Raw genomic sequence first — 22175 nt, 5'->3', positions numbered from 1 at the left:
ACTATTCTAGACCAACTAGTTGTAAAATATTATTTTTTTCTCGCAAAACACAATTTTCACCCTCATGAATCGCCTCTTTTGCTTTATGAAAATCATAAAGCATGATGTTTCCTAATTGAGGAACCAAAGTCAAATCAGCAGGATCACCTGCCGCTCTTGCCCGGGTTATCCGGTCCTGCATTATTTTGATGCTTCTGGTCAAGACATCATAATATCCAGGTCCATCACTGATACCCATTATTCTTTTTATCATTTTATCAAATTGGCCTGAGAGAACTGAAAAAAACCCCGGGTGTTCTATCGTGCTCGGAGGTACTCTTAACAAGTCATGATTTAAATTGACAGCAATTACAACCTCTGCTCCCATAGCTCGACACAATGTAATAGGAACGGGATTAACCAAACCACCATCGACTAACCAGCAATCCTTATAACGCTGCGGGGTAAATAACCCTGGTAAAGACATGGATGAGCGAATAGCAAGCTCAAGAGACCCTTTACTTAGCCATATCTCACGTCCAGTACTCAAATCAGTAGCAACTGAACTAAAAGGTAGAGAAAGCTCTTCAATATTTTTTTCAAGACCAAAATCCTTGAAAAAGGTCATCAATTTACTACCAGAGAGAACCCCGCCACCTAAAAAATTCACATCAATGAGTTTAGCCATTTCTCTTTTATTAAGCTTTAACACCCATTGTTCAAACAGATCCAGGGTGCCACAGGCATAAATGGCGCCAACCAATGCGCCTATGGAACATCCAGCGACACAATCAATCCTTACACCCAATCGTTTGATTGATTGAATTACCCCGATATGAGCCCAGCCGCGCGCTGATCCGCTACCTAAAGCCAAACCAATTTTAGGGTATTGATTTGTCAAGAATAACTCCTGGAAATAGTTGGTAAACTCTTGACTGGCATTTTCTTACTTGGTTCCGCCAACCGTCAAGGCATCAATTTTCAAAGTGGGCTGCCCTACGCCAACGGGAACAGATTGTCCTTCTTTTCCACATACACCAATCCCTCTATCCAATGCCAAATCATTACCAATCATACTTATTTTTTTCATCACATCAGGGCCATTGCCAATCAAAGTAGCTCCTTTCACCGGTTTTGTAATCTTGCCATTTTCTATTAAATAAGCCTCACTCGCAGAAAATACAAACTGGCCAGAAGTAATATCAACTTGTCCGCCTCCAAAATTCACCGCATACAACCCTTTTTTTACAGTGCGAATAATTTCCTGAGGGTCATACTGCCCTGACAGCATATAAGTATTGGTCATTCTCGGCATTGGGACATGGGCATAGGATTCACGACGACAATTACCTGTTGATTGCATTCCCATTAGTTTGGCATTCAACTTGTCCTGCATGTAATTCACTAAAATTCCATTATCAATTAAGGTCGTACATTGCGATGGCGTCCCTTCGTCGTCTATAGTCAGAGAACCACGTCGATTCTCTAAAGTACCATCGTCCACAACTGTAACGCCTGCAGCAGCAACCTGCTGACCCAATCTGCCTGAAAAAGCAGATAATCCCTTGCGATTAAAATCACCCTCCAAACCATGTCCAACGGCTTCATGAAGAAGTACCCCTGGCCATCCTGGGCCCAAAACAACTGGCATGGTTCCAGCAGGAGCTGGCTCAGCCTTCAAATTGGTTAATGCTTCCCGTACCGCTTCACGCGCATAACTCAAGGCGTTTTCTTTCTCGGTAAAATAGGAATAAGCTACTCGTCCACCACCACCCGATCTCGCCGATTCTCTTCTACCATGACTGTCTTCAACAATAACACTGACATTAATGCTAACCAATGGCCTCACATCAGCCATCATCTGCCCATCCATATTGGCAACCATTACTACTTCATAGCAACCAGTTAAAGTGGCATTAACCTGTATCACTCGAGGATCAAGACTACGGGCCTCTTTATCAATGGCTTCCAATAAAGCAATTTTCTCCTGTTTGCTCATTCCTTCCAAAGGATTTAAACTTTCATATCGATTTACAGAGGCCTTTAATACCTTGACGGCCGGTACTGTTTTTGAACCAGAAAGGGCTATGGAGCGCGCCGCATCGGCAGCACGAAGCATGGAAGGCAGCAATATATCATCACAATAAGCAAAGCCGGTTTTATCACCGCTTACAGCCCTAATCCCTACCCCCTTATCCAGAGAAAAATTGCCGCTTTTAACCTCTGAATCTTCCAAATACCAGGATTCATAACTACAACTTTGGAAATAAAGATCAGCATCATCGACGTTCCGATTAAACATGGTCTTGAATAATTTTTCTATGCCGACTTCATCCAGGGAAGCTGGTGTCAATAAAATATTTTTTGCTATCGCAAGAGATTTTGTCATTTATATACCTTTTACATTAAAACATGATGTTCAACACACGGAAATTGTCTTCTCAACTGTGACAATCTCTCTAAATCAATATCAGCCAGAATTACTCCCTGCCCTTCTTCTTTTTGTGCCAACACTTTACCCCATGGTTCCACCACCATACTATGCCCATAAGTATGACGCCCGTTTTCATGAGTCCCACCCTGATTAGGAGCTAAGACATAACATAAATTTTCGATTGCTCTTGCTCTGAGTAAGACCTCCCAATGCGCCGCTCCAGTTACCGCAGTAAAAGCAGACGGAACTGAAAGTAATTGTGCGCCTCTTTGGGTTAAATATTGGTACAATTCCGGAAAACGCAAGTCATAACAGATGGTTAACCCAATTTTCCCCACTGGCGTATCCACAAGCGCTATATCTTTTCCTGCTTCTATAGTTAACGATTCCTGGTGTTTTTCCTGCTCGGAAACTATGACATCAAATAAATGAATTTTATCATAACGAGCAACATTTAGGCCTTTATCATCATAAACTATACAACTTGCTCTTACCTTTGAACCCATACTTTTTAACGGGATTGTTCCTGCTATTATCCATACCCGCAAATCTCTCGCTAACTCACTTATTCTTTGTTGTATAGGTCCTTGACCATAATATTCGGCAATCTGCAACTTCTCTCGTTCATTCATTCCCATAAAAGCAAAATTCTCAGGTAGAACAACCAAACTGGCTTCCTGTGCCCTGGCTTCAATTAAATATTGTTCAGTGAGTTGCAAATTATCTGCTATTTTGGCAGATGATACCATTTGCACAAGCGCTACTCGATTCATCCTTTTTCCTAAATGACATTCATATTTTTCATCTTACTATATCGTTCCATATAAGCCCAAAACAAAATTGACACAAAAACCTTTTCGCCTTAATAATAAATTGTCTATTGGTCTATATGTAAATTTTATTACAAAATTTTCAAGTGATGCGACTTGAAAAATAGGAAATTTGACCATAGATATGCTACACTGATAATAAATAACTGGAGTTCTGAACAATGAACCGAAATGATATCACCATACTTAGTCAACAAAGAGAATCTGTGCTCGCAACCAATAAGGTCCTGCGAAATACGTATTTACTGCTAAGTTTAACCTTCATATTTAGCGCATTAACTGCCTACGTAGCCTTTATTAGTGGAGCTCGCCCAATGAATCCACTATTAATGATAGTTGGCGTTTATGGTTTGATGTTTCTAACTCAAGCTTTAAGAAATAGCGTTTGGGGTTTGGTAAGCGTCTTTGCTTTTACAGGGTTTTTAGGATATACCATTGGCCCATTACTCAACTATTACATCACAGGCTTTTCAAATGGCCCACAAATAGTCGCTACTGCTTTAGGTGGTACTGGAATGATCTTTTTTGCTCTATCAGGATATGCCCTGACAACGAAAAAAGATTTTAGCTACCTGGGTGGATTTCTTTTTGTTGGCGTTATGGTTGCCTTATTGGCGATGATAGCGGGAATATTTATACAAATACCAGCTTTGCAATTAGTAATTTCTGCTGCTTTTGTATTAATTTCATCTGGATTGATTCTATTACAAACCAGCGCCATAATTCATGAAGGAGAAACCAATTACATAATGGCGACAATTGGTTTGTTTGTTTCCATTTATAACTTATTTGTTAGCCTGCTGAACCTGTTAAGCGCATTCTCAGGTCGCGACTAATTGAATATCGTCTCCTCTACCTGAGTCCCGGCTGTATGCCGGGATTTTTTTATCGATCAATTGTTTAAAAGGAAATGTAAGAGAATATTTCAACATGGAGGCGCTGGTCTGGTACAAGGCAATTTATCTATACTGAGACGACCTGCGCCTTTTAATTGTCAACCCTTCACGGCTATGTAATTAAGGAATATTAAGTCCTATGCCTTTCCCTCCTTCGCGGGAAAGACAACTCAAATAAATAGGCTTATAAGCAGAAAAATTCTCATACCCTGGACAGTTACTAATAATTACATTATAAAATCCAGAAGTATGATCAATCGATGTGAAATTAATTTTGTTTCCAACTAGCCTTGGCTTTAAAAAGTTCTGGCAAATCTTCCGGTCTTTTCTTCACTTCCTGGCTCAGAGTAAAACGCTCACGATCCTTTTGATAATATACTCCCAAAGGTACGGGGTAATCAGGGAACGTCAATCGCGCTAAACGCATGGCGCTAATTAAGTTTTTCTCATCATGCTTATAAAGCGTTTTTTCATCAATTGAAATTTGTACAAATTGCTCATCGTCCAACTGCAGCGCTTTTTCTTTTTGAGCGCCAAATACGAGTGGCTGACCGTCTTCCAATATTATTGTGTTTTCAGCCCGGTTATTTTTAACTGCAAAATCATCAAAAGCACCATGATTAAAAATATTGCAATCTTGGTATATTTCAACAAAAGAGCAACCCTTATGTTCATAAGCTTTTTTAAGCACAGAAGCCAAATGGACAGGATCTTTATCAACCGCCCTGGCTACAAAACTGGCTCCGGAAGCCAAAGCGATCATGATTGGATTGATTGGCTCACTTGTCACTCCTTTGGGGGATGTTTTAGTTACCTGCCCTTTCTGAGACGTTGGAGAAAATTGCCCCTTGGTTAATCCGTAAACTTGATTATTAAACAGAAGTATATTAACATTGACATTACGCCTTAAAATATGCAGCAAGTGATTGCCGCCTATACTTAACGCATCCCCATCTCCGGTGATAACCCAGACACATAAATCTTCTCGCATTGCCTTTAAACCAGTTGCTACTGCTGTAGCCCTGCCATGGATAGTATGAAATCCATAAGTGTTCATATAATAAGGAAGCCGTCCAGCACACCCTATGCCTGAGACAAAAACATGTTGCTCAGGAGGCAAACCTAACTCAGGAAGTACTCTTTGCAAAGCAGCCAAAATGGCATAATCACCACATCCAGGACACCAGCGAACTTCTGTTTCATTCACAAAATCTTCACGCTTATAATTGCTGTTCATAGTTAGCTTCCGCTTTAATGGCACTTACCAAAGGATTAACACTGAAAGGTTGACCATTGCATTGGCTAATCGATTGCGCATCCACCAGATAAACTGCTCTGATGAGTTGACATAATTGGCCAGAATTTAATTCAGCAACCAATACCTTGTCATATTTTTTCAACAAAGAGCCCAAATCATCAGGTAATGGGTTAAGATGGCGCAGATGCAGATAGGCAACCGGTAATCCCTGTTCAAGACATTGTTGTACAGCAGACTTTAAACTACCAAAAGTACTACCCCAACCTATAACAAGCGTGGGAGCCGTCATATCACCCTCAAGAACCAAAGCAGGATAATCTCTTGCAATACCCTTTATTTTCTCGGCGCGTGTAATCACCATTTTTTGATGATTCTCAGCATCGTAACTAACTCGTCCTTCATCGCCTTGCTTTTCCAAGCCTCCAATTTGATGAATAAACCCGGAAGTTCCAGGAACATTCCAGCTTCTACTTAAAAATTCATCTCGATGATAGGGTTTGGTAAAACGATTAAACTCCGGTTTTGGTATATTGAGAGAATCCAAAGCAGGAATTTCCCAGGGCTCTGCCGCGTTCGCCAAATAAGCATCGAGTAATACAATAACTGGAGTCATGTACTTGATGGCTATCCTGAAGGCTTCAATAATTGTATTAAAACAATCAGCAGGGGATTGAGCTGCAATCACAGGTAAAGGTGCCTCGCCATGGCGACCATACAAAGCTTGCTTTAAATCACTCTGGCTGGTTTTTGTGGGCAAACCTGTTGAAGCCCCCGCTCTTTGCACATCAACTAGCACCAAGGGCAGCTCCGTCACAACAGCCAAGCCCAGGCTTTCACATTTTAAATCAAGTCCAGGCCCTGAAGTACAGGTCAGAGCTAAACGACCACCATAAGCAGCCCCTATACAAGAACAAATAGCGGCAATTTCATCCTCGGCTTGTATTAACTGTACGCCGTAATCAGATAAGCGAGCACATTCATGCAAAATAGCAGAAGCCGGTGTAATTGGGTAACCTGACACCAGCAGTGGAACTTGTGTCTGAGTAGCTAATGTAGCCAGAGCTAACCCTACTGCCTCAACTCCAGTGATTTGCCTGTACTCACCTGAATGCCTGTTGACTTCCCCCAGCATGTAATCCCGACGGGAAAGCTCCAGAGTCATAGCATAATTATATCCTGCCAACAAAGCCAATTCATTGGCTTTTGCTATGGCCTGATTTGTTTTAAACTTTTTAGCGATAAAAGCCTGGCAAGTTTCTGTAGGCAAATCAAACAACCACAAAACCAATCCCAAAATATAAAAATTCTTGGTTTTGACAGCCTGTGGTTTTGTAAGGTTAATGGATTCAACTGCCTGAATAGTTTGTGTAATTAATGGGAAAGCAACAATGTGATAATGTTCTCGACAATTATCCAGGAAACTCTTATCGATACCTGCTTTTTGCCAATCTCTTTCTTGAAAACTGTCTTCATTAATGATCAATAAACCACCTTGATTCAAATGTTGAAGTGAGTTTTTTAATGCAGCTGGATTTAAAGCCACTAAAACATCCAATGACTCTCCGGCAGTAAAAATAGCCCTTTCCGCCATTGCCAACTGAAATCCTGAGACACCCGCAACTGTTCCAGCAGGAGCCCGGATTTCTGCCGGGAAATCAGGCATAGTACGCACATCACGTCCTGTCAATGCCGCGCTAATGGTTAATTGTTCACCTACCAATTGTACTCCGTCACCAGAATCGCCAGTGATACGTACAACAATGACATCAGTCGTTGACATAAAGTCTCGCTTCCTGCATTAATTGGCGCATGTGTCTTACTGCCTCTTTTAATCCACAGAATAATGCTCTGGCAATAATGGCATGTCCTATGTTAAGTTCATTTAACTCCCTAATCGCTGCAATCGGTTTAACATTATGATAGTGCAACCCATGACCGGCATTCACTACCAAGTTTAAACTGGCAGCAAATTCAGCTGCCTCTTTAATTCGTTGCAATTCATAATGCTGCTTTTCCTCTGAGGTGGCATCAGCATAACACCCAGTGTGCAATTCGATAACTGGCGCCCCAACATCAACCGCAGCTCTTATTTGCTCTTTATCCGGGTCAATAAATAAAGAAACCTCACTTCCCATTAATTGTAAGCGACGTACTGCCTTTTCCACCACATTTCGGTGAGTCAAAATATCCAATCCACCTTCTGTAGTTAGTTCTTCCCGCTTTTCAGGCACTAAGCAAGCATGCTCCGGCGATATTTCCTCGGCAAAATCAAGCATGGCTTCAGTAACCGCCAGCTCAAGATTCATACGTGTTTGCAGAACCTGTTTAATCAATCTGACATCACGCGCCTGAATATGTCGTAAGTCCTCTCTCATATGCAAAGTAATTCCATCTGCCCCTGCTTCTTCAGCATCCATTGCTGCCTGGACAGGATCAGGATAACGAGTTCCTCGTGCTTGTCTTATGGTTGCTATATGATCAATATTAACACCTAACAATAACTCTTTATTCATTTTGCACCAAAAAATATAAAATGCAGAGTATAATGCAGTTCTTGACAAACTGCTATTCACGTTACCTTATTTCAATCAGTTTAAACGGCACTACCTAAAGCATTTAACCATACTTTACTTTATTCACTACCACTTTAAAGAAATTATAATATTGAAGTCAAACTGATGCCTGAATAATAGGCACTGATAACATTTCCCTGAATCATCATAAACTGAACAAAAAACTTGATATGATTTTCTTGTTCAAGTAAAATATTAAACAATTTTAATTATAATTGAACATGGTGTTTGGTGTTAACATTATCGGATTTGGAAAAAGGCTATGATAAAAATCTTAATCAACTCTCATTATCCTTTTTAAATCTTAGAGATAATGACATACCACTGCTATGTGAGTTTCTTCAAAATCATCCTGCCATAACCAGTCTTGACCTGTCACATAATGATATTACAGCCAATGGTGTGAAGCTTTTTGTTAATAAAACATCGGTTTCATCCCTTAACATTAGCCATAATAATATTGGTCCGGAGGGTGCTCAATGGCTATCAGAAGATAACCACATTACTACTTTAGATGTCAGTTTTAACGAGATTGGTGACGAGGGAGTTAAAGCTCTAGCCGCTAACGCCAAACTGATAACCCTTTATGCACTTTATAATAAGATAACCAAAGTAGGAGCAGGCTATCTTGCTCAATCCAATCTTAAGAAAATCGATCTCTGCTTCAATAGTCTGGAAGATGAGGGGGTTATAGCATTAGCAAGTAATATCAATATAAAAGAGCTGATTGCAAGCGCTTGTGATGTCTCTGATATTGGAGCTATTGAATTAGCTAAAAACAATCAACTGACTTTACTTATTTTGGGAAAAAACGCGATAACCGATAAATCAACACTCCATTTTGCTAATAACACGTCTTTGAGTACCCTTCATCTGGGTAGTAATCAAATTACAGCAGCAGGTAAAAAAATACTTGAAACCAATACCAGGATAACGGACCTCGATTTAATCGGCAATCCAATTGAAGTGCATGAAACAGATGAACTAAATTATTCTAAAAAATCGCCAGACTCCCATAGTGTATTTAAGTTTTTGCAAAAATTTACTTTTCTCAGTTGTATGTCACCTTGTCAAGAAACCGCAGAAAGCGATAAAGGCTTAAATAAAAAACCGAATTAATTATGAAATCACAATTATCATAATCAAGATTCAGTAAAAATAACAACCCAAGAGGTAATTTTTTTATTCATATCCATAAAAAGAAAAGCACTATATTTTTAAAGAAATCATGGTTAAGAAATAACCGCCACAATAAACTCAAATCAGTTATCGGAGTAATTTATGGCTATTGCCCCCCAACAGATACAAGAGAGACTGAAGCAAGAACAATATCAAAAATTTGTTGTTGCTGATATTGGGAATTTTCCACATTGCCTTGCTCAGACTCCTGAAGGCATAGCTAGCGGACAAAGATACCAAAAATACAGTACAAACTCCTTATCCAGAACACCACCTTTTAGTCAATGGGGAGCTCCCCAGCTCTTAACCCCTAAATCGGCTCAGGAATATATTAAATTTGCTCAGCAAAGAAATAAAAAATCAAGTTTTAAAATTGATGGCGAGGCAGTTCGTGTCTCTGAATGCAGCAATTTTGCTTACCACTCTGCAGGAGTATTGTTAGATGATCCACAAATAAGAACTCAGTATGATGTTGCCGTTATAGGAAGTATGCATAGTAACGGCCGGTATTTACATAATATTACCTTACTCGTTCCTAAAGGAAGCAGACTCCCTCAACCCCCACAGCAATTAACCGCTGAAGTTTTTCCAATTGGTACGCTAATCGTTGATCCCTGGGCCGTTGGCATGGGACACCCTCCTGAACAAGCATTGGCGATTCCCAAAGAACAATTTGCTTATAATCGCAGCCTTTTTCCCGCCACAGTGAATTATCAGTCAGCTCTTGACGAGAGTCTTACTTCAACCAGAACAGGCCAGCTCACTCCCTATACTGGTACACCTTCACGAACTGGAAGACAAGAAGTACGCGCAGAAAGCCAGTTCCCTGGTACAAGAAGGCCTGTTTCTGCAACGATCCCCGGAAATTTTGCTGCATATCATGAATTATGGCGAAATGCTTTTCAAGAAATTATGAATGATCCTCGCCATCAGCTCCACAGAAATGATGTAGAATACAAAAAGATACATGCCATTAGAACTGTTCTTGATGATTATACTAAAGGAGGCAACACCTGGTGGGCCAAATTCAGACGAATTTTCACTTTTCATTGGAATAGACACCATGTCAAAGTAGTTGATGACATTGTCAAGGAAATTGATGCTGGTAATTACACTACCTCACGTGCTTTGGTTGATAGATTAGATAATCTTGCTATTTCATTGGGAAGTAAACTCAATCCTAAAGGTACTTTAAAAGAGCAAATTGGTTTTATTAAAATTCAGGAGCAAAATCCTGTGGAAGAAATCGAAAATCTATCCAGACCTAACCTCACATAATAGACCCTAGACCTGATTTGATAGCATCGAAGCACTTGGCGATCATACCACTATCTCAGGCCGGTCCATACAAGGACCGAGCCTTGATTTCCCGTCCACCCAAAAGATGATTGATTGCCTGACGCATAATGAATTTCGCTGATTTTAAATAAGCGGACTCACTTAAATTATCTGCTGCTATAGCAAGTAAATGCTCACCAGGTATTTCTTTATCACCACCTAAAATAAAACCCTCCCCAGCTACAAATTGGTAATAAGAATCGGGAACAATTAACTCTCCCGTTCGCGCCTCATGAAGAAATGAAAACGTGTATCCACAAGCCTTAAGCAAAGCCCATTCAAAACGACGCAGCAAAGCTTCTATCGCCTCTCTTTCTCTAGCTAATGCTATGCCATTTAAGGTGAACAAGTAAGCATCAAATAAATCCGGGTCGGGGAAATCCGGGCTCAGCGTATAATAGAGTAACTCATTGATGTACAGGCCTGAAAAAAGAGAATGTCCCTCAAGATCCAGTCTGGATGAAGTGCTTTCAATGTTTCGTGTGTAATATTGATCATAACGCTCTTCGATACTAACCCACAGAGGAATAAAAGCTTGAAGTAATGACTGTTTCTTGGGAGTTCGCCCTCCCTTGCACAAGCAATTAATTAATCCCAGTTCCCTAGTAAAAAGCTTTAGTCTGGCACTGGTATCTCCAGACCATTGCTTATGAATTACCCAAGCATTCAGCGATTTACTGGTCATATCCCAATTGCTTCAGTATTCGCTCATCATCAGACCAGCCTGACTTTACTTTACACCAACACTGTAAAAAAACCTTTTTATCTAGCATTTTTTCCATGTCCAAACGGGCATTAGTTGCCATTTCTTTTAATTTTTGGCCTTTATCACCAATGATCATGCGCTTGTGATTATCCTTATCTACTAAAATCAAGGCATGAATACGAATTAAATTGCCCTCATCCTTAAATGATTCAATATCTACTGTTACAGAATAAGGCAATTCTTGTCCACAAAAGCGGAAAATTTTTTCACGGAGCAATTCGGCACATAAAAATTTTGTAGACCGATCGGTGAATTGATCATCAGGAAACAAATGAGGTCCCTCTGGCAGATAATTCTTTAATTTGCCTTCCAGCTCATCCACCTGCAAACCAGTTTTCGCCGACAAAGGAATAATGGCTGCAAATTGATATCGCTGACTTATTTGCTCTATCCAGGGCAAAAGTTGTGTTTTATCAGTTATCTTGTCAACTTTGTTAACTACCAGGATGCAAGGAACTTTAGCTTGTTTGATTAAATTCAACACATACTCATCTTCGTCTTTCCAATGCGTTCCATCAACTAGAAAGGCAATCACATCCACGTCACGTAGTACACTAATCGCAGTTTTATTCATCATGCGATTAATTGCTTTCGCATTACCCTGATGAATACCAGGAGTATCTACATAAACAAACTGAAATTCACCTTCTGTGCGAATTCCTAAAATACTATGGCGCGTGGTTTGTGGTTTTCTCGAGGTAATACTTAATTTTTGCTGTAAAATACGATTCAATAAGGTTGATTTGCCAACATTTGGCCTGCCAACTAAAGCAATATAACCACAATAACTACTCATTAATCTTGATTCCTGTTTATTTTTAAAACATTCTAACAGCCATGTCATAAAACTTCCAGAGATACCAAATTTTTCATTAAATAGGCTTGCTATTTCTGTTCCAATTCGAGTACCCTGTGCATTAATGGCATTAAATTAAACGATTTTGTATTATTTTAGCTTAAATGGGCTTTACTTTTCTTCAAAACCAACTTAAGCGATAAAAAATCACTAAATTAATGACAATATCCTTTTACCATATATTAAAACAAATAAATCTTTATGCCTGATTTTGAAACTACTGATGGCCAAACTCAAGTTATTATTCCACTCAGAGTTACTCCGCACACACACAAAGCGATGCCAACTATCACTGGAAGTATTTTCAGTCACGAAGCCGGTACAGTATTTTATGGTAATTATAATATGGAATATCTCCTTCCTGGAGGAGACAGACTACGCTTAATAGCCAATCACAACAAGAAAACAGTTCAGCTGATGCTATTCACTCATAACCCTGAACTGTTAAAAATTCTTCCGGGAGACAGACCATCTTCGCTAGTTGCTGATGTTATAAATCACATCAATCGCTATAAAGTTCAAGCTGAAAGCTATAAAAAACCCCTAAGCCATGAGCAGGAAGAAAAAATTAACCTGGCTAATGCTTGCATCCGTTCCTTAAACCATCTATTGAAAAAAGAAAGACAATTAAAACCTCATGATCATGCTGGACAGGAGGAGTTAAGAAGAAAAATCATTTCCATTATTGAACATTGCCAGAACGACAATCGAATGATAGCCAATAATCCTGTGGTTTCAGAAGGAAGTTTTGGTTATATGCTATATGATGCGCACAAAACAGCACAGCATTATCGGTTTAACCGAGTTTTTTCTGTTTCTCGCCAGGATCAAATGGACTTTACCAAAGTGACTAAAACACAACTTGGAAAACCAATTACTCCTTGTTTTGTTTGGGATAGTGAAATCCATATTGGGCACAGTAGCAGTGAGCTTGACGATGCGCTCAGGGTAATTTGTCAGCAATACCAACTCTGCCCTGCGCCAGCATTAAACAACATCCCGGCCAATCGCTTTGCAAAACTGGAACGATTCATAAGTAAACTTTGGCATGACGGTCACGATTGGATTAATTATCTGGCAATCACAACAAAACCAAGTCATAAAACTGAAATACAAAAACGCTCTGATGGAGTATCTATTACCAAAATAACGCCTTACTACAAACTCAAAGGACTGCCTCAAAGAGGTTATAATAGTCTGGCTGCGATGGTAAATCATCTAGTGGAAAACTCAGCACAACAGACAGAGGTAAGCAGTATAAAAGAGGCGAAAAGATTACTAAGCCACTTACCTAATGGTAATTGGGTTATTGTGCCTCAAAAAAATGCCGTTCTGTTAAGACTCGAAAATAAGCTGATTCATCTCAAATATTTTATTCATGATCAACTCTTTTATCCTTTGCCGGATGGAGAGGATTTATATATTTTAAGCCAAATCAGCAAAAGACATCTTTACTTGCCTGAAAGAATCAGCCTCCGTTTCAAAGCTTTTATTTCCCGTATACCTGATTTTTTTAAAGGTTTTTACAAAAGCATGAGCCAATTCATCATACATGACCTGCATGAAGAATTTTTTAATCATGTGCATGCAACTCATGCCCCTAAACAACATCTTTCAGAAAGAGATCAGCGTCCAAAATCCAAAAAAATTAAAAGAACCTCTCTGCATGAAGCGCTCCAAAATCATGGACTTCTCGCGAATGGTCAAACTCTTGAAGAGTTCATTAGTGATCAGATCAACAACAGCCCCTATGTCATTGCAAGAGCGAACCATCCCCCTACTGTGCACACCTATGAAAATCCTTTGCACAGAGCTTTGGGCGTAGTACGCCATTTAGCCGGATTTTTTATAGACACTAGCGAACGTAACCCTATGATTGGAACTCTTGCCATGGCAGCTTATGTCTATGGCGCAGGAGCTGTACTCGCACCCAATGTTCTCGCTGACATTTTAAAAAAGCTGCACTTAAGTGGCTTGATTTATGGAATTGAGCCTGTGCAAAAATTGGCTCACTTGATGAATCATGGCAAGACTTCAGAAGCTATTTCTGCCTCTGTAACTCTCTGGCAAGGTATGGTAGTGAGCGGCAATTTGGATAAGTTCTTTGTCGATGCTGTCTCTGTCCTGAAAGAAGACCCGGCAGAAATTGCTATTATTGTATCTTTAGCGCTTAGCCTTGGTTATGGTTTAACAAAAGCGATTCCTTCACTACAACATGAAATGGGTGACTTTCCTTATACCAATTATGCTGCTCTTGGAGGTAAAGGAGGTGCCGCTATCTATGATACCATTATGCACCCGGGTGATGACTGGTTCCTTGGGACTTGCAAGTGGTTTTGCAAGAATATTATAAATATTGGAAAATTATTGGTTGCACCTTTTTTTGAAGGTTTTTACTATGGTTTTTTTGATGGATTTATAAATGGCTGGAAAAAAAGTGGCAAATTGATAAAACAACTGGGTAAACAAACTTTAGCCGCAAGTGTTGATCTTATTTTAGCTATTTTAACCATCCCCTTACTTGAGGCTAGTTCGCTTTTAATACACGTCCCTTTTAGAGGAATTACCAATTTTTTCCGCAAATTACTGTCTGTATTAGGTAACTTCAGTGCGATTGGGAAATTACTCATCGATATAGCAGAGCGTCCATCCACAAATAACTTCATATCTGAATTTACGCTTTCCCCTCTTTATGGATTTACTTCCCCTTTTGGCCATTTTTCAGATAATCCAGTCACAAACATAGGCATTAATGGCATAAGGCTGCTTTTTTTACCCCTCCTGCAGCTGATTAAAAATATTTTGATTCTCCCTATGATAGACATACTTTCACTAACAATAAGAATAAATTTATCTATTATTAACCCTATTTCCCGACTTCTTGCTTATTCTACCGGTACTATCCTTTATCACTTCGGACAGATTTGGGATCATTCAGCAGGAGTTTTGTTCTCAACAAGCGCATATGGGCTGACTACCTTATGTAACCACATAGATAGCAAAGCGGGTGAATTAAAGCAATATTTGCTTTCCTTAATAGAAATAAATCGTGGAAAAGTATATCAATGGGCATTCCATGATGAGGATATACTGACACATAAAATGGTGCAGGATAATCAATACTATTTCGATGATCCCAGACGTTGCGAATTAATTCCTCACTCAGACAGTCACTGCTTGTTACGCAATTTATTATTGGACGAAAGGAGCTCCACCAATAAAGTCAAAGATAATCCGAAATCCCAACAACTGCATTTTCCAGGTCTGTTTCATGGTACCACACAAACACCAGACACAATGCCTCAAGAACATACACTGACTATCTAAACACTTCCAAATCTAATTGCATTGATTTCATGGTTTTTATTTGCAAATTATTCTACTTGCTTCTAAGATGAAATACTAATATTCAGCAAAAAACGGCTCCAATCATGCATGAGTTGCAAACTCAAGATCGCACGATAGTAAATGATATGATCCTGTTAAAACATGAATAAACTGATGCTTTATTGGTCAACATTGTGTATAATATAAGATAACTGGGGGCGATTGATTAAGGATCCTACTTATGGCAAAAGATAACAAATCACATCAAGTTAAAACATCAGAAGGGAGTCTTGAATCCGTAAAAACCAAGGAAAAGGAACCTGTTTTAGAAAAAATGCGTGTTGAGGATAGTAAAAAAGAAGATAAGCTATCAATGCCCACCACTAAAAAAGAATCTCAACCCAATGAGCCAGTCAAGCCCTTTAAAACTTCTTTTGAGAAATGGATAGAATCCAGCTTGCTTGATCCACAGGCTAAGGAAGACAGAGGCTCCACCATTAATCTGGGCCGAGAAGGGTTAAAAAACGCATCCCAGGTCAAAAAATTTCTTTTATCTCCGGCGGGTAAAGACGTAATAGCTGAATTAGGCGCCCAAATGGCTCTGCAAAGAAACATCAATCTACAAAATCAACAAGACAGAATGGAGCATGAGCTCTTTAAACGCCGATTAATGGCCGCATTGTTTTTGTGGTATTTATCCAAAAAATCCCATGCTGCGGAAAAAGTCAAAGAAATTATTCGGGAATACAATGAAAAAGCCATAAAAAATGCTGAAAAAGCAAGCAAGCCAAGCCAACAGTCCACTTCATCCACTTCGCAAGCTGATAAAGAAATTCAAAAAATGCTGGATGAATATGAACAAGCTATTAAACGTGCTCAAGAGAATATTAAGAAAGGCGAAGAATTAGAAAAAAAACTGGATAAGCTGGAACGTCAAGGCAAAGATCTTGAAGACAAGTACAAAACCTATGAAGAAAATTTGGAAGGGTTTGAAAAACTTCTCACTGATTCTGAAGAGTTATCACTATCCGAAATTAATGAAAAAATGGAAGCCTTCAGCAAAGACAGTGAGAAACTCACTCAACTGATGGAAAAGCATAAAGGCGATGAGAAAACCGTTCAATCCTTACAGCGTGAGCATCATGACATAAAAGCAAAACTGGCTAACCTGCAAGTTTTGCATGACGCTCATACAGGTAAAAAATCCTATGTTAACGAAAAAGGAAACCCGGTCAGCTCATTAAAAGACGCGCACCTGGCCATTAATAAAGACCAGGAAGTAGTAGAACATGAAGGACAATTCTATCTCCTGCAAAAAGGTCAATGGGATGCCATTAAGAATAATCCTGCAGCATTAGAAAAAGCCCAAAAAGACTATAGCCAATCTAAACATGATCTTGCAACCATCAAGATGGAAGCTCTAATTCATAAGCTTAGTTTGGAAATGGAAAAACAATTGGAAACAATAAATAATCTTATTATGAGCACAGATCCCAAAGAAAACGAGGAAGCCACCAAATTGCTGCATAAACATAATGGATTAAATTTAAAATTGGCAAATCTACAAGATATGCTTGCAGTACATAGAAAAGAAAAATCCTTTTTTAATGAGAAAGGAGAGGAAGTGACATCATTAAATGATGCGCATTACGTGATAGGTAAAGATCAACAACTGTTTAATTTAGGCGGTAAATTCTATCCTATCCATAAAGAACAAAAAATACTTGAAAAAGACGGCAAATTTTATCTTTTAAAACAAGGTGAAGACTGGGAATCTATCAAAGACAGTCCGGAAAAACAAAAAAAAGCTGAGCATGATTTTCATAAACTTCAGTATGAAACACCAATGACCGTCAAGAAATTAGTACATCATAATAAAGGTTTAGAAACAACCATTCATAAAGAAAGAGTTGAAGAGACGAAACAACAATTAGAAGACAATGGAAAAGAAAAAATAGAAATAGCCAATAACATAAGTAAACTTCAATCTACAGTTGGTGTGGCTTTAAATCAACTCAACCAACCAACTTTAGATACTGAATCACCTGTCTTAACACCTTCTGGAGGAAGTACAACCAGTTCACCGAAACCAACCCCGAGCTTGGCGTCAGTGACTACTTTTTTCAAGACGAAGATAGATGAAATGAAAAAAAATGAAAATGTTAAAGTTACCTTTGATGATCTGCTGGCGCTCAGTATTAAAATTGCCGATCCAAAAGCGCGTACTTATTTTACTGGTGAACTACTTAAGGAAGTGCCGCGCTCTGGAGCAATACCGTTTCAAACTATGCAACGTATGCTGCAAACTCTTGAGCAATATGGGGTAGATACTACAAAACCCAGTGTTACTTCTATAAGAAGCAAAACAGATGAAGTCCTTGAGCAACGATTTAACCCTACCCCGTCTTTATCTCCATTCAAGACATCATAAGATAGAATTATCTTTCATCTCCCTACCCTGGATTATTATCTGAGAATCATAATTCAGGGTGCTCTACCCCTCCCCACCTCATCATCAAACAAATTGTTGTTTTTCTTATCAATACCCTTGCCAACAATCAGCAAGTCTTCTAACATTGAAAGATTATTGCAGAATTTTCGGAATAAAACATGATTATTGAAAAAATCTTAGGTAATCAATCTGTGATCATATCACTGGATATCGATAATTTTTTATTTGACAGACTCGATCAAATTGCAAATTCCGATTTGGATTTAGTAGAGATCAACTCGACCGATACCAATTTATTGGTAAAGATTAAAACACAATACCCATCTCTAAAAATTGGAGCCGGCGGCATAATTGATACTCAACAATTAGAGCAATGCTACCAGGCGGGTGTACATTTTGCCTCTAGCCCCGGCTTTTTAGCTTCTATAGCCCAAACTGCAAGTGTTTATTCGATGTGCTATTTTCCAAGTGTAGCTACCATATCAGAAGCTATGGCCGCAGCGAATATTGGATTTAAACAAGTGCGACCCTACCCTGCCAATCTGACATTTTGTAATGCTCTAAGCAAATATTTACCAGGATTAAATCTGTTCCCAGCTGAAATTGACTGGAATGAAGCTGAGCTTTTCCTAAACTTGCCAGCTGTAGCAGCAGTAATTATTCATAACCCTGACCATAAGCAACTGAATGGATTAGTTAGGTTGGCACAATCAATTATCTGAAAATAAATCGATTCTAATTGGTAAGCATTGTTTTCCATTAATAATGCATGACAAGCTTTGGTATAGTATTTTGACTTAGAAAATGGCTAAGATACTAAACCACTTCGGCACTATTATTTCTGTAAGAGATCAGCCTCCTACCAACAAAGTCCTTGTTTTGCTCATCTTGAATGAAAATAGCCATCTATTCTGTGCTTTCAGGATTATTTGCATCTAACCAGAACACAAACCCGACTGTTAGAGGATAGTCAAACATGAGGACACTAACTTATGACATTATTTCCTAGGCAGTTTGAGTCTATTCCCTACGAATCAATAAATCCAGAACTAAAATTGCGGCTCCTATACATATAGCGCTATCGGCCAAGTTGAACGTGGCAAAATGGTGGTGTTTATAATAAACGTCAATAAAATCAATCACATAACCATGAAGACCTCTGTCAATCAAGTTGCCAATAGCGCCTCCTAGAATAAGACTTATCCCAACAGATTGAAATCGTGCCTGTTCTGGAGTACGTACTAACCAAATCAGCAAAATAATACTCATTAAAAAACTAAACCCTGCAAAAAACCACCTATGCCAATCGCCTGCGCCGCTTAAAAAACTAAAAGCAGCGCCTGTGTTAAAAGCTAAAGTGAAATTCAACATAGGCATAACTGGCATGGGTTTATATGGAGTTAACAACACCCCAACCCAATACTTACTTAACTGATCACAGATAATTACTAAAAAACTAAGTACAAGCCAAGGCCATTTTTTCATATGTAAAGCCTCTCTTCATGATATCCGCTGATGTTTCCTACACAGCGCAAGCACAGTTCAGGATGCTCTTGATTTTGACCAACATCTTCCCGTCTATGCCAACATCGAGCACACTTTTCGTGAACGCTGGCTGTAACCTGTATTGATACCCCACAATCAGTAACAGCTAATCCTTTGGGGGATTGACTAATTGGGCAAGCTTTGGCTTCTGATGTAATGAATAAAAAGCGTAACTCTTCGCCTAAACGCGTTAATTTTGGTAATGCCTTGGCATCAGCATAAACAGTTACCTCAGCCGCCAATGCAGAACCAATTTCACCTCTTTGCCTGGTTTCTTCTAAAGCCTTGTTTACTTCATCACGAACGATATGCAGCTGTTCCCAATCCTCCATGTTCACTGCGTCAATAGTTGGCCAGGCATCATACCAATGCTCAATAAAAATAGATTCGCTATTATTCCCAGGTATTGTTTGCCATATTTCCTCAGCTGTAAAAGATAAGATAGGCGCTAACCAGATAGTGAATGCTTTGACCATATGATACATCGCTGTTTGGCAAGATCGTCTCGCTATACTGTCTTTTGCTGTGGTGTATTGCCTGTCCTTTATCAAATCCAAATAAAAACTACCCATATCCACTGCGCAGAAGTTGTGTATTTTCTGGTAAATCAAATGGAAGTGGTAATTTTCATAGGCAGTAATTATTTCTTCTTGTAAAAGTTGGCAACGCTTTAGAGCCCACCTGTCCAGCTCTAATAACTCCTTGGCATCAATGCAATCACTGGCTGGATTAAAGTCAAATAAATTAGCTAATAAAAATCGCGCTGTATTACGAATTCTTCGATAAGCATCCGCGTTACGCTTAATGATTTCCTCAGAAATACTTACTTCATGACGATAATCAGTTGACGCTACCCATAATCTTAAAATATCCGCACCATGCTGATTCACTAATTTATCTAGAGCAACATAATTTCCTTTAGACTTTGATAGTTTTTTTCCCTCAGCATCAACAGTATACCCATGAGTTAATACGGTTTTGTAAGCAGCAACTCCATACATTGCAACTGCAGTTGTTAATGAGGAATTAAACCAACCTCTATGCTGGTCGGATCCTTCAAAATAGACATCAGCCGGAAAATCTAAATCATTATTATGTTTTAAAACGCTATAATGTGATATTCCGGAATCTAGCCAAACATCCATGGTGTCTGTGATTTTATCATAGTGTTTGGCATCATCGCCAAGCAACTCAGAGCTATCCAGATCAAACCAGGCGTCTATGCCTGATTTCTCAATCATCACAGCAACCTTCTCTATTAACTCCAAAGTATCAGGATGTAATTCTCTGGTGGTTTTATGCACAAACAATGGCATGGGTGTTCCCCAAGATCTCTGCCTTGATATACACCAGTCAGGCCTATTTTCAACCATATTACTGATGCGCGCCTTACCCCAGTCAGGAACCCAGTTAACCTTATCTATCTCGTTAATTATTGCTTGCCGCAAATTGGATTTATCCATTGAGACAAACCACTGGGGCGTAGCCAGAAATATCATTGGCGATTTATGACGCCAACAATGCGGATAACTGTGCCTGATAGATTCACTAGCTAACAAAACATTCCGTTCCGACAAAACTGTCAGAATAGTCTCATTCGCTTTCAATACAGAAATGCCTGCAAATAACTCCACATTCTCAGCAAAACATCCATTGGCCATAACAGGATTTATTAACGGCAACTGATAGGACTGGCCTACCAAATAGTCATCAGGGCCATGAGCAGGTGCAGTATGTACACAACCCGTACCAGATTCTGTTGTCACATGCTCAGCAAGAACTACGGGAACCTGACGCTTATAAAATGGGTGCTGCAGTTTAAAATGCTCAAAGACTCGCCCCTTAGCGGAGCCCGATGTTTTGTAATGGCTGATTCCATAACGTGCCATAACCGACTCAACCAAATCAGTAGCCACGATATAATAAGAATTACCTGCATCAATCAATGCATAATCAATTTCAGGATGCAAACAAACCGCTTCGTTAGCTGGCAATGTCCATGGCGTTGTAGTCCAAATAGGCAGAATTAATGGTTTCACCGCTGGCTGAGTTCCAAAGCAATTAAGGAACTCGGATGGATTTACTGCTGAGAACGCCACATCAATGGATGGAGAAGTTTTATCCTCATAATCCACCTCTGCTTCAGCCAACGCGGATCCGCAATCTATACACCAATGAACGGGTTTAAAGCCTTGTTGTAAATGGCCATTTTTAATCATTAAACCTAAAGCTCTTACTATATTGGCTTCATAATGATAATCCATAGTCACATAAGGGTTATACCAGTCTCCCAAGACTCCCAATCGTTGAAACTCATCTCTTTGTATATCAATTTGGCTTGCTGCGTATTCTCGACATTTGGCACGAAATTCTCTTGGACTAATCTTGCTCCCTGCTTTACCTACTTTTTTTTCTACATTCAATTCTATAGGCAAGCCATGACAATCCCAACCGGGGACAAAGGGGGCATCAAAACCACTAAAGGTTTTTGATTTAATAATAATATCTTTGAGAATTTTATTGAGCGCATGCCCACAGTGGAGATGCCCGTTGGCATAGGGCGGACCATCATGCAAAATAAATCGCTTACTTCCAACACGAGCTTTACGAATTTTCTGATAAATTCCCTTTGCTTGCCAATCCGCCAACATTTCAGGTTCTCGCACTGACAAACTTGCTTTCATTGGAAATGAAGTGTTTGGAAGGTTTAAAGTATCTTTATATTCTGCCATAGGTGCCTAC

Annotated in this window: 16 protein-coding genes; 6 read left to right on the top strand and 10 right to left on the bottom strand. The window is 39.3% G+C overall.

The features are described 5' to 3' along the window. Nucleotide 1: 1 nt before the first annotated feature. From rssA to LPG_RS04715, 3 genes are read right to left on the bottom strand one after another with little or no spacing between them, the layout of a single operon-like run. Nucleotides 2–880, bottom strand: a complete 879-nt coding sequence (gene rssA, locus LPG_RS04725; protein WP_010946687.1) for a patatin-like phospholipase RssA — start codon at nt 878–880, stop codon at nt 2–4. Nucleotides 881–925: 45 nt separating this feature from the next. Beyond that, the gene (gene tldD, locus LPG_RS04720) at nt 926–2368 is read right to left on the bottom strand and encodes a metalloprotease TldD (RefSeq protein WP_010946686.1); all 1443 of its coding nucleotides are present in this window, start codon (nt 2366–2368) and stop codon (nt 926–928) included. Nucleotides 2369–2379: 11 nt separating this feature from the next. Beyond that, complete coding sequence (locus tag LPG_RS04715; RefSeq protein WP_010946685.1) at nt 2380–3186, bottom strand: carbon-nitrogen hydrolase family protein; 807 nt, start codon at nt 3184–3186, stop codon at nt 2380–2382. A 218-nt stretch (nt 3187–3404) separates the two neighbouring features. Here LPG_RS04715 and LPG_RS04710 point away from each other — a divergent pair, with 218 nt between their 5' ends. Further along, on the top strand, nt 3405–4079 hold the full coding sequence (locus LPG_RS04710; protein WP_010946684.1) for a Bax inhibitor-1/YccA family protein: 675 nt from the start codon (nt 3405–3407) through the stop codon (nt 4077–4079). A 328-nt stretch (nt 4080–4407) separates the two neighbouring features. Here LPG_RS04710 and LPG_RS04705 read toward each other — a convergent pair whose 3' ends face one another. The 3 genes from LPG_RS04705 to pdxJ are packed head-to-tail and all read right to left on the bottom strand — an operon-like array spanning nt 4408 to nt 7910. Next, nucleotides 4408–5376 carry a 2-oxoacid:ferredoxin oxidoreductase subunit beta gene (locus LPG_RS04705; RefSeq protein ID WP_015444695.1) on the bottom strand — a complete coding sequence of 323 codons (969 nt, stop codon included), beginning with the start codon at nt 5374–5376 and terminating at the stop codon, nt 4408–4410. Further along, complete coding sequence (locus LPG_RS04700) at nt 5360–7177, bottom strand: 2-oxoacid:acceptor oxidoreductase subunit alpha (RefSeq protein ID WP_010946682.1); 1818 nt, start codon at nt 7175–7177, stop codon at nt 5360–5362. The genes LPG_RS04705 and LPG_RS04700 overlap by 17 nt, the downstream gene beginning before the upstream one ends. After that, on the bottom strand, nt 7164–7910 hold the full coding sequence (pdxJ, locus tag LPG_RS04695) for a pyridoxine 5'-phosphate synthase (protein WP_011946036.1): 747 nt from the start codon (nt 7908–7910) through the stop codon (nt 7164–7166). Before pdxJ ends, LPG_RS04700 begins: the two co-directional genes overlap by 14 nt. A gap of 288 nt (nt 7911–8198) precedes the next feature. Between pdxJ and legL1 the strand changes: the two genes are divergently transcribed. Together legL1 and ravJ are read left to right on the top strand one after the other, a co-directional pair. After that, the gene (legL1, locus tag LPG_RS04690; RefSeq protein WP_010946680.1) at nt 8199–9089 is read left to right on the top strand and encodes a Dot/Icm T4SS effector LegL1; all 891 of its coding nucleotides are present in this window, start codon (nt 8199–8201) and stop codon (nt 9087–9089) included. 162 nt (nt 9090–9251) lie between these two features. Continuing rightward, the gene (gene ravJ, locus LPG_RS04685) at nt 9252–10427 is read left to right on the top strand and encodes a Dot/Icm T4SS effector RavJ (RefSeq protein ID WP_010946679.1); all 1176 of its coding nucleotides are present in this window, start codon (nt 9252–9254) and stop codon (nt 10425–10427) included. A 55-nt stretch (nt 10428–10482) separates the two neighbouring features. Here ravJ and recO read toward each other — a convergent pair whose 3' ends face one another. Together recO and era are read right to left on the bottom strand one after the other, a co-directional pair. Then, nucleotides 10483–11172 carry a DNA repair protein RecO gene (recO, locus tag LPG_RS04680; RefSeq protein ID WP_010946678.1) on the bottom strand — a complete coding sequence of 230 codons (690 nt, stop codon included), beginning with the start codon at nt 11170–11172 and terminating at the stop codon, nt 10483–10485. Next, nucleotides 11162–12097 (bottom strand): GTPase Era, encoded by a 936-nt coding sequence (gene era / locus LPG_RS04675; protein ID WP_010946677.1) that lies wholly within the window; start codon nt 12095–12097, stop codon nt 11162–11164. Before era ends, recO begins: the two co-directional genes overlap by 11 nt. A gap of 213 nt (nt 12098–12310) precedes the next feature. On the opposite strand from era, the gene LPG_RS04670 reads away from it, so the two are divergent. The 3 genes from LPG_RS04670 to LPG_RS04660 all read left to right on the top strand — a co-directional run bounded on the left by LPG_RS04670 (nt 12311) and on the right by LPG_RS04660 (nt 18610). Beyond that, nucleotides 12311–15436, top strand: a complete 3126-nt coding sequence (locus LPG_RS04670) for a hypothetical protein (protein ID WP_010946676.1) — start codon at nt 12311–12313, stop codon at nt 15434–15436. Nucleotides 15437–15677: 241 nt separating this feature from the next. Continuing rightward, nucleotides 15678–17867, top strand: coding sequence for a Dot/Icm T4SS effector LidA (lidA, locus tag LPG_RS04665; RefSeq protein WP_010946675.1), 2190 nt, complete (start codon nt 15678–15680; stop codon nt 17865–17867). A gap of 179 nt (nt 17868–18046) precedes the next feature. After that, nucleotides 18047–18610 (top strand): 2-dehydro-3-deoxyphosphooctonate aldolase, encoded by a 564-nt coding sequence (locus tag LPG_RS04660; RefSeq protein ID WP_010946674.1) that lies wholly within the window; start codon nt 18047–18049, stop codon nt 18608–18610. Nucleotides 18611–18908: 298 nt separating this feature from the next. Here LPG_RS04660 and lspA read toward each other — a convergent pair whose 3' ends face one another. Together lspA and ileS are read right to left on the bottom strand one after the other, a co-directional pair. Next, nucleotides 18909–19373 carry a signal peptidase II gene (gene lspA, locus LPG_RS04655; RefSeq protein ID WP_011946027.1) on the bottom strand — a complete coding sequence of 155 codons (465 nt, stop codon included), beginning with the start codon at nt 19371–19373 and terminating at the stop codon, nt 18909–18911. Continuing rightward, the gene (gene ileS / locus LPG_RS04650) at nt 19370–22165 is read right to left on the bottom strand and encodes an isoleucine--tRNA ligase (RefSeq protein ID WP_010946672.1); all 2796 of its coding nucleotides are present in this window, start codon (nt 22163–22165) and stop codon (nt 19370–19372) included. Before ileS ends, lspA begins: the two co-directional genes overlap by 4 nt. Between the last annotated feature and the right edge of the window lie 10 nt (nt 22166–22175).

Origin of the sequence: Legionella pneumophila subsp. pneumophila str. Philadelphia 1, from assembly GCF_000008485.1 — a bacterium.
Lineage (GTDB): Bacteria > Pseudomonadota > Gammaproteobacteria > Legionellales > Legionellaceae > Legionella > Legionella pneumophila.
The sequence above is the reverse complement of the archived record's forward strand: the minus strand, read 5'-3'. Positions and strand labels throughout refer to the sequence as shown.

What these genes read in the sequence shown, in the direction of transcription:
- tldD (WP_010946686.1), bottom strand. Translation starts at nt 2,368, where the DNA reads ATGACAAAATCTCTTGCGATAGCAAAAAATATTTTATTGACACCAGCT.
- LPG_RS04715 (WP_010946685.1), bottom strand. Translation starts at nt 3,186, where the DNA reads ATGAATCGAGTAGCGCTTGTGCAAATGGTATCATCTGCCAAAATAGCA.
- LPG_RS04710 (WP_010946684.1), top strand. Translation starts at nt 3,405, where the DNA reads ATGAACCGAAATGATATCACCATACTTAGTCAACAAAGAGAATCTGTG.
- LPG_RS04705 (WP_015444695.1), bottom strand. Translation starts at nt 5,376, where the DNA reads ATGAACAGCAATTATAAGCGTGAAGATTTTGTGAATGAAACAGAAGTT.
- LPG_RS04700 (WP_010946682.1), bottom strand. Translation starts at nt 7,177, where the DNA reads ATGTCAACGACTGATGTCATTGTTGTACGTATCACTGGCGATTCTGGT.
- pdxJ (WP_011946036.1), bottom strand. Translation starts at nt 7,910, where the DNA reads ATGAATAAAGAGTTATTGTTAGGTGTTAATATTGATCATATAGCAACC.
- ravJ (WP_010946679.1), top strand. Translation starts at nt 9,252, where the DNA reads ATGGCTATTGCCCCCCAACAGATACAAGAGAGACTGAAGCAAGAACAA.
- recO (WP_010946678.1), bottom strand. Translation starts at nt 11,172, where the DNA reads ATGACCAGTAAATCGCTGAATGCTTGGGTAATTCATAAGCAATGGTCT.
- era (WP_010946677.1), bottom strand. Translation starts at nt 12,097, where the DNA reads ATGACATGGCTGTTAGAATGTTTTAAAAATAAACAGGAATCAAGATTA.
- LPG_RS04670 (WP_010946676.1), top strand. Translation starts at nt 12,311, where the DNA reads ATGCCTGATTTTGAAACTACTGATGGCCAAACTCAAGTTATTATTCCA.
- lidA (WP_010946675.1), top strand. Translation starts at nt 15,678, where the DNA reads ATGGCAAAAGATAACAAATCACATCAAGTTAAAACATCAGAAGGGAGT.
- LPG_RS04660 (WP_010946674.1), top strand. Translation starts at nt 18,047, where the DNA reads ATGATTATTGAAAAAATCTTAGGTAATCAATCTGTGATCATATCACTG.
- lspA (WP_011946027.1), bottom strand. Translation starts at nt 19,373, where the DNA reads ATGAAAAAATGGCCTTGGCTTGTACTTAGTTTTTTAGTAATTATCTGT.
- ileS (WP_010946672.1), bottom strand. Translation starts at nt 22,165, where the DNA reads ATGGCAGAATATAAAGATACTTTAAACCTTCCAAACACTTCATTTCCA.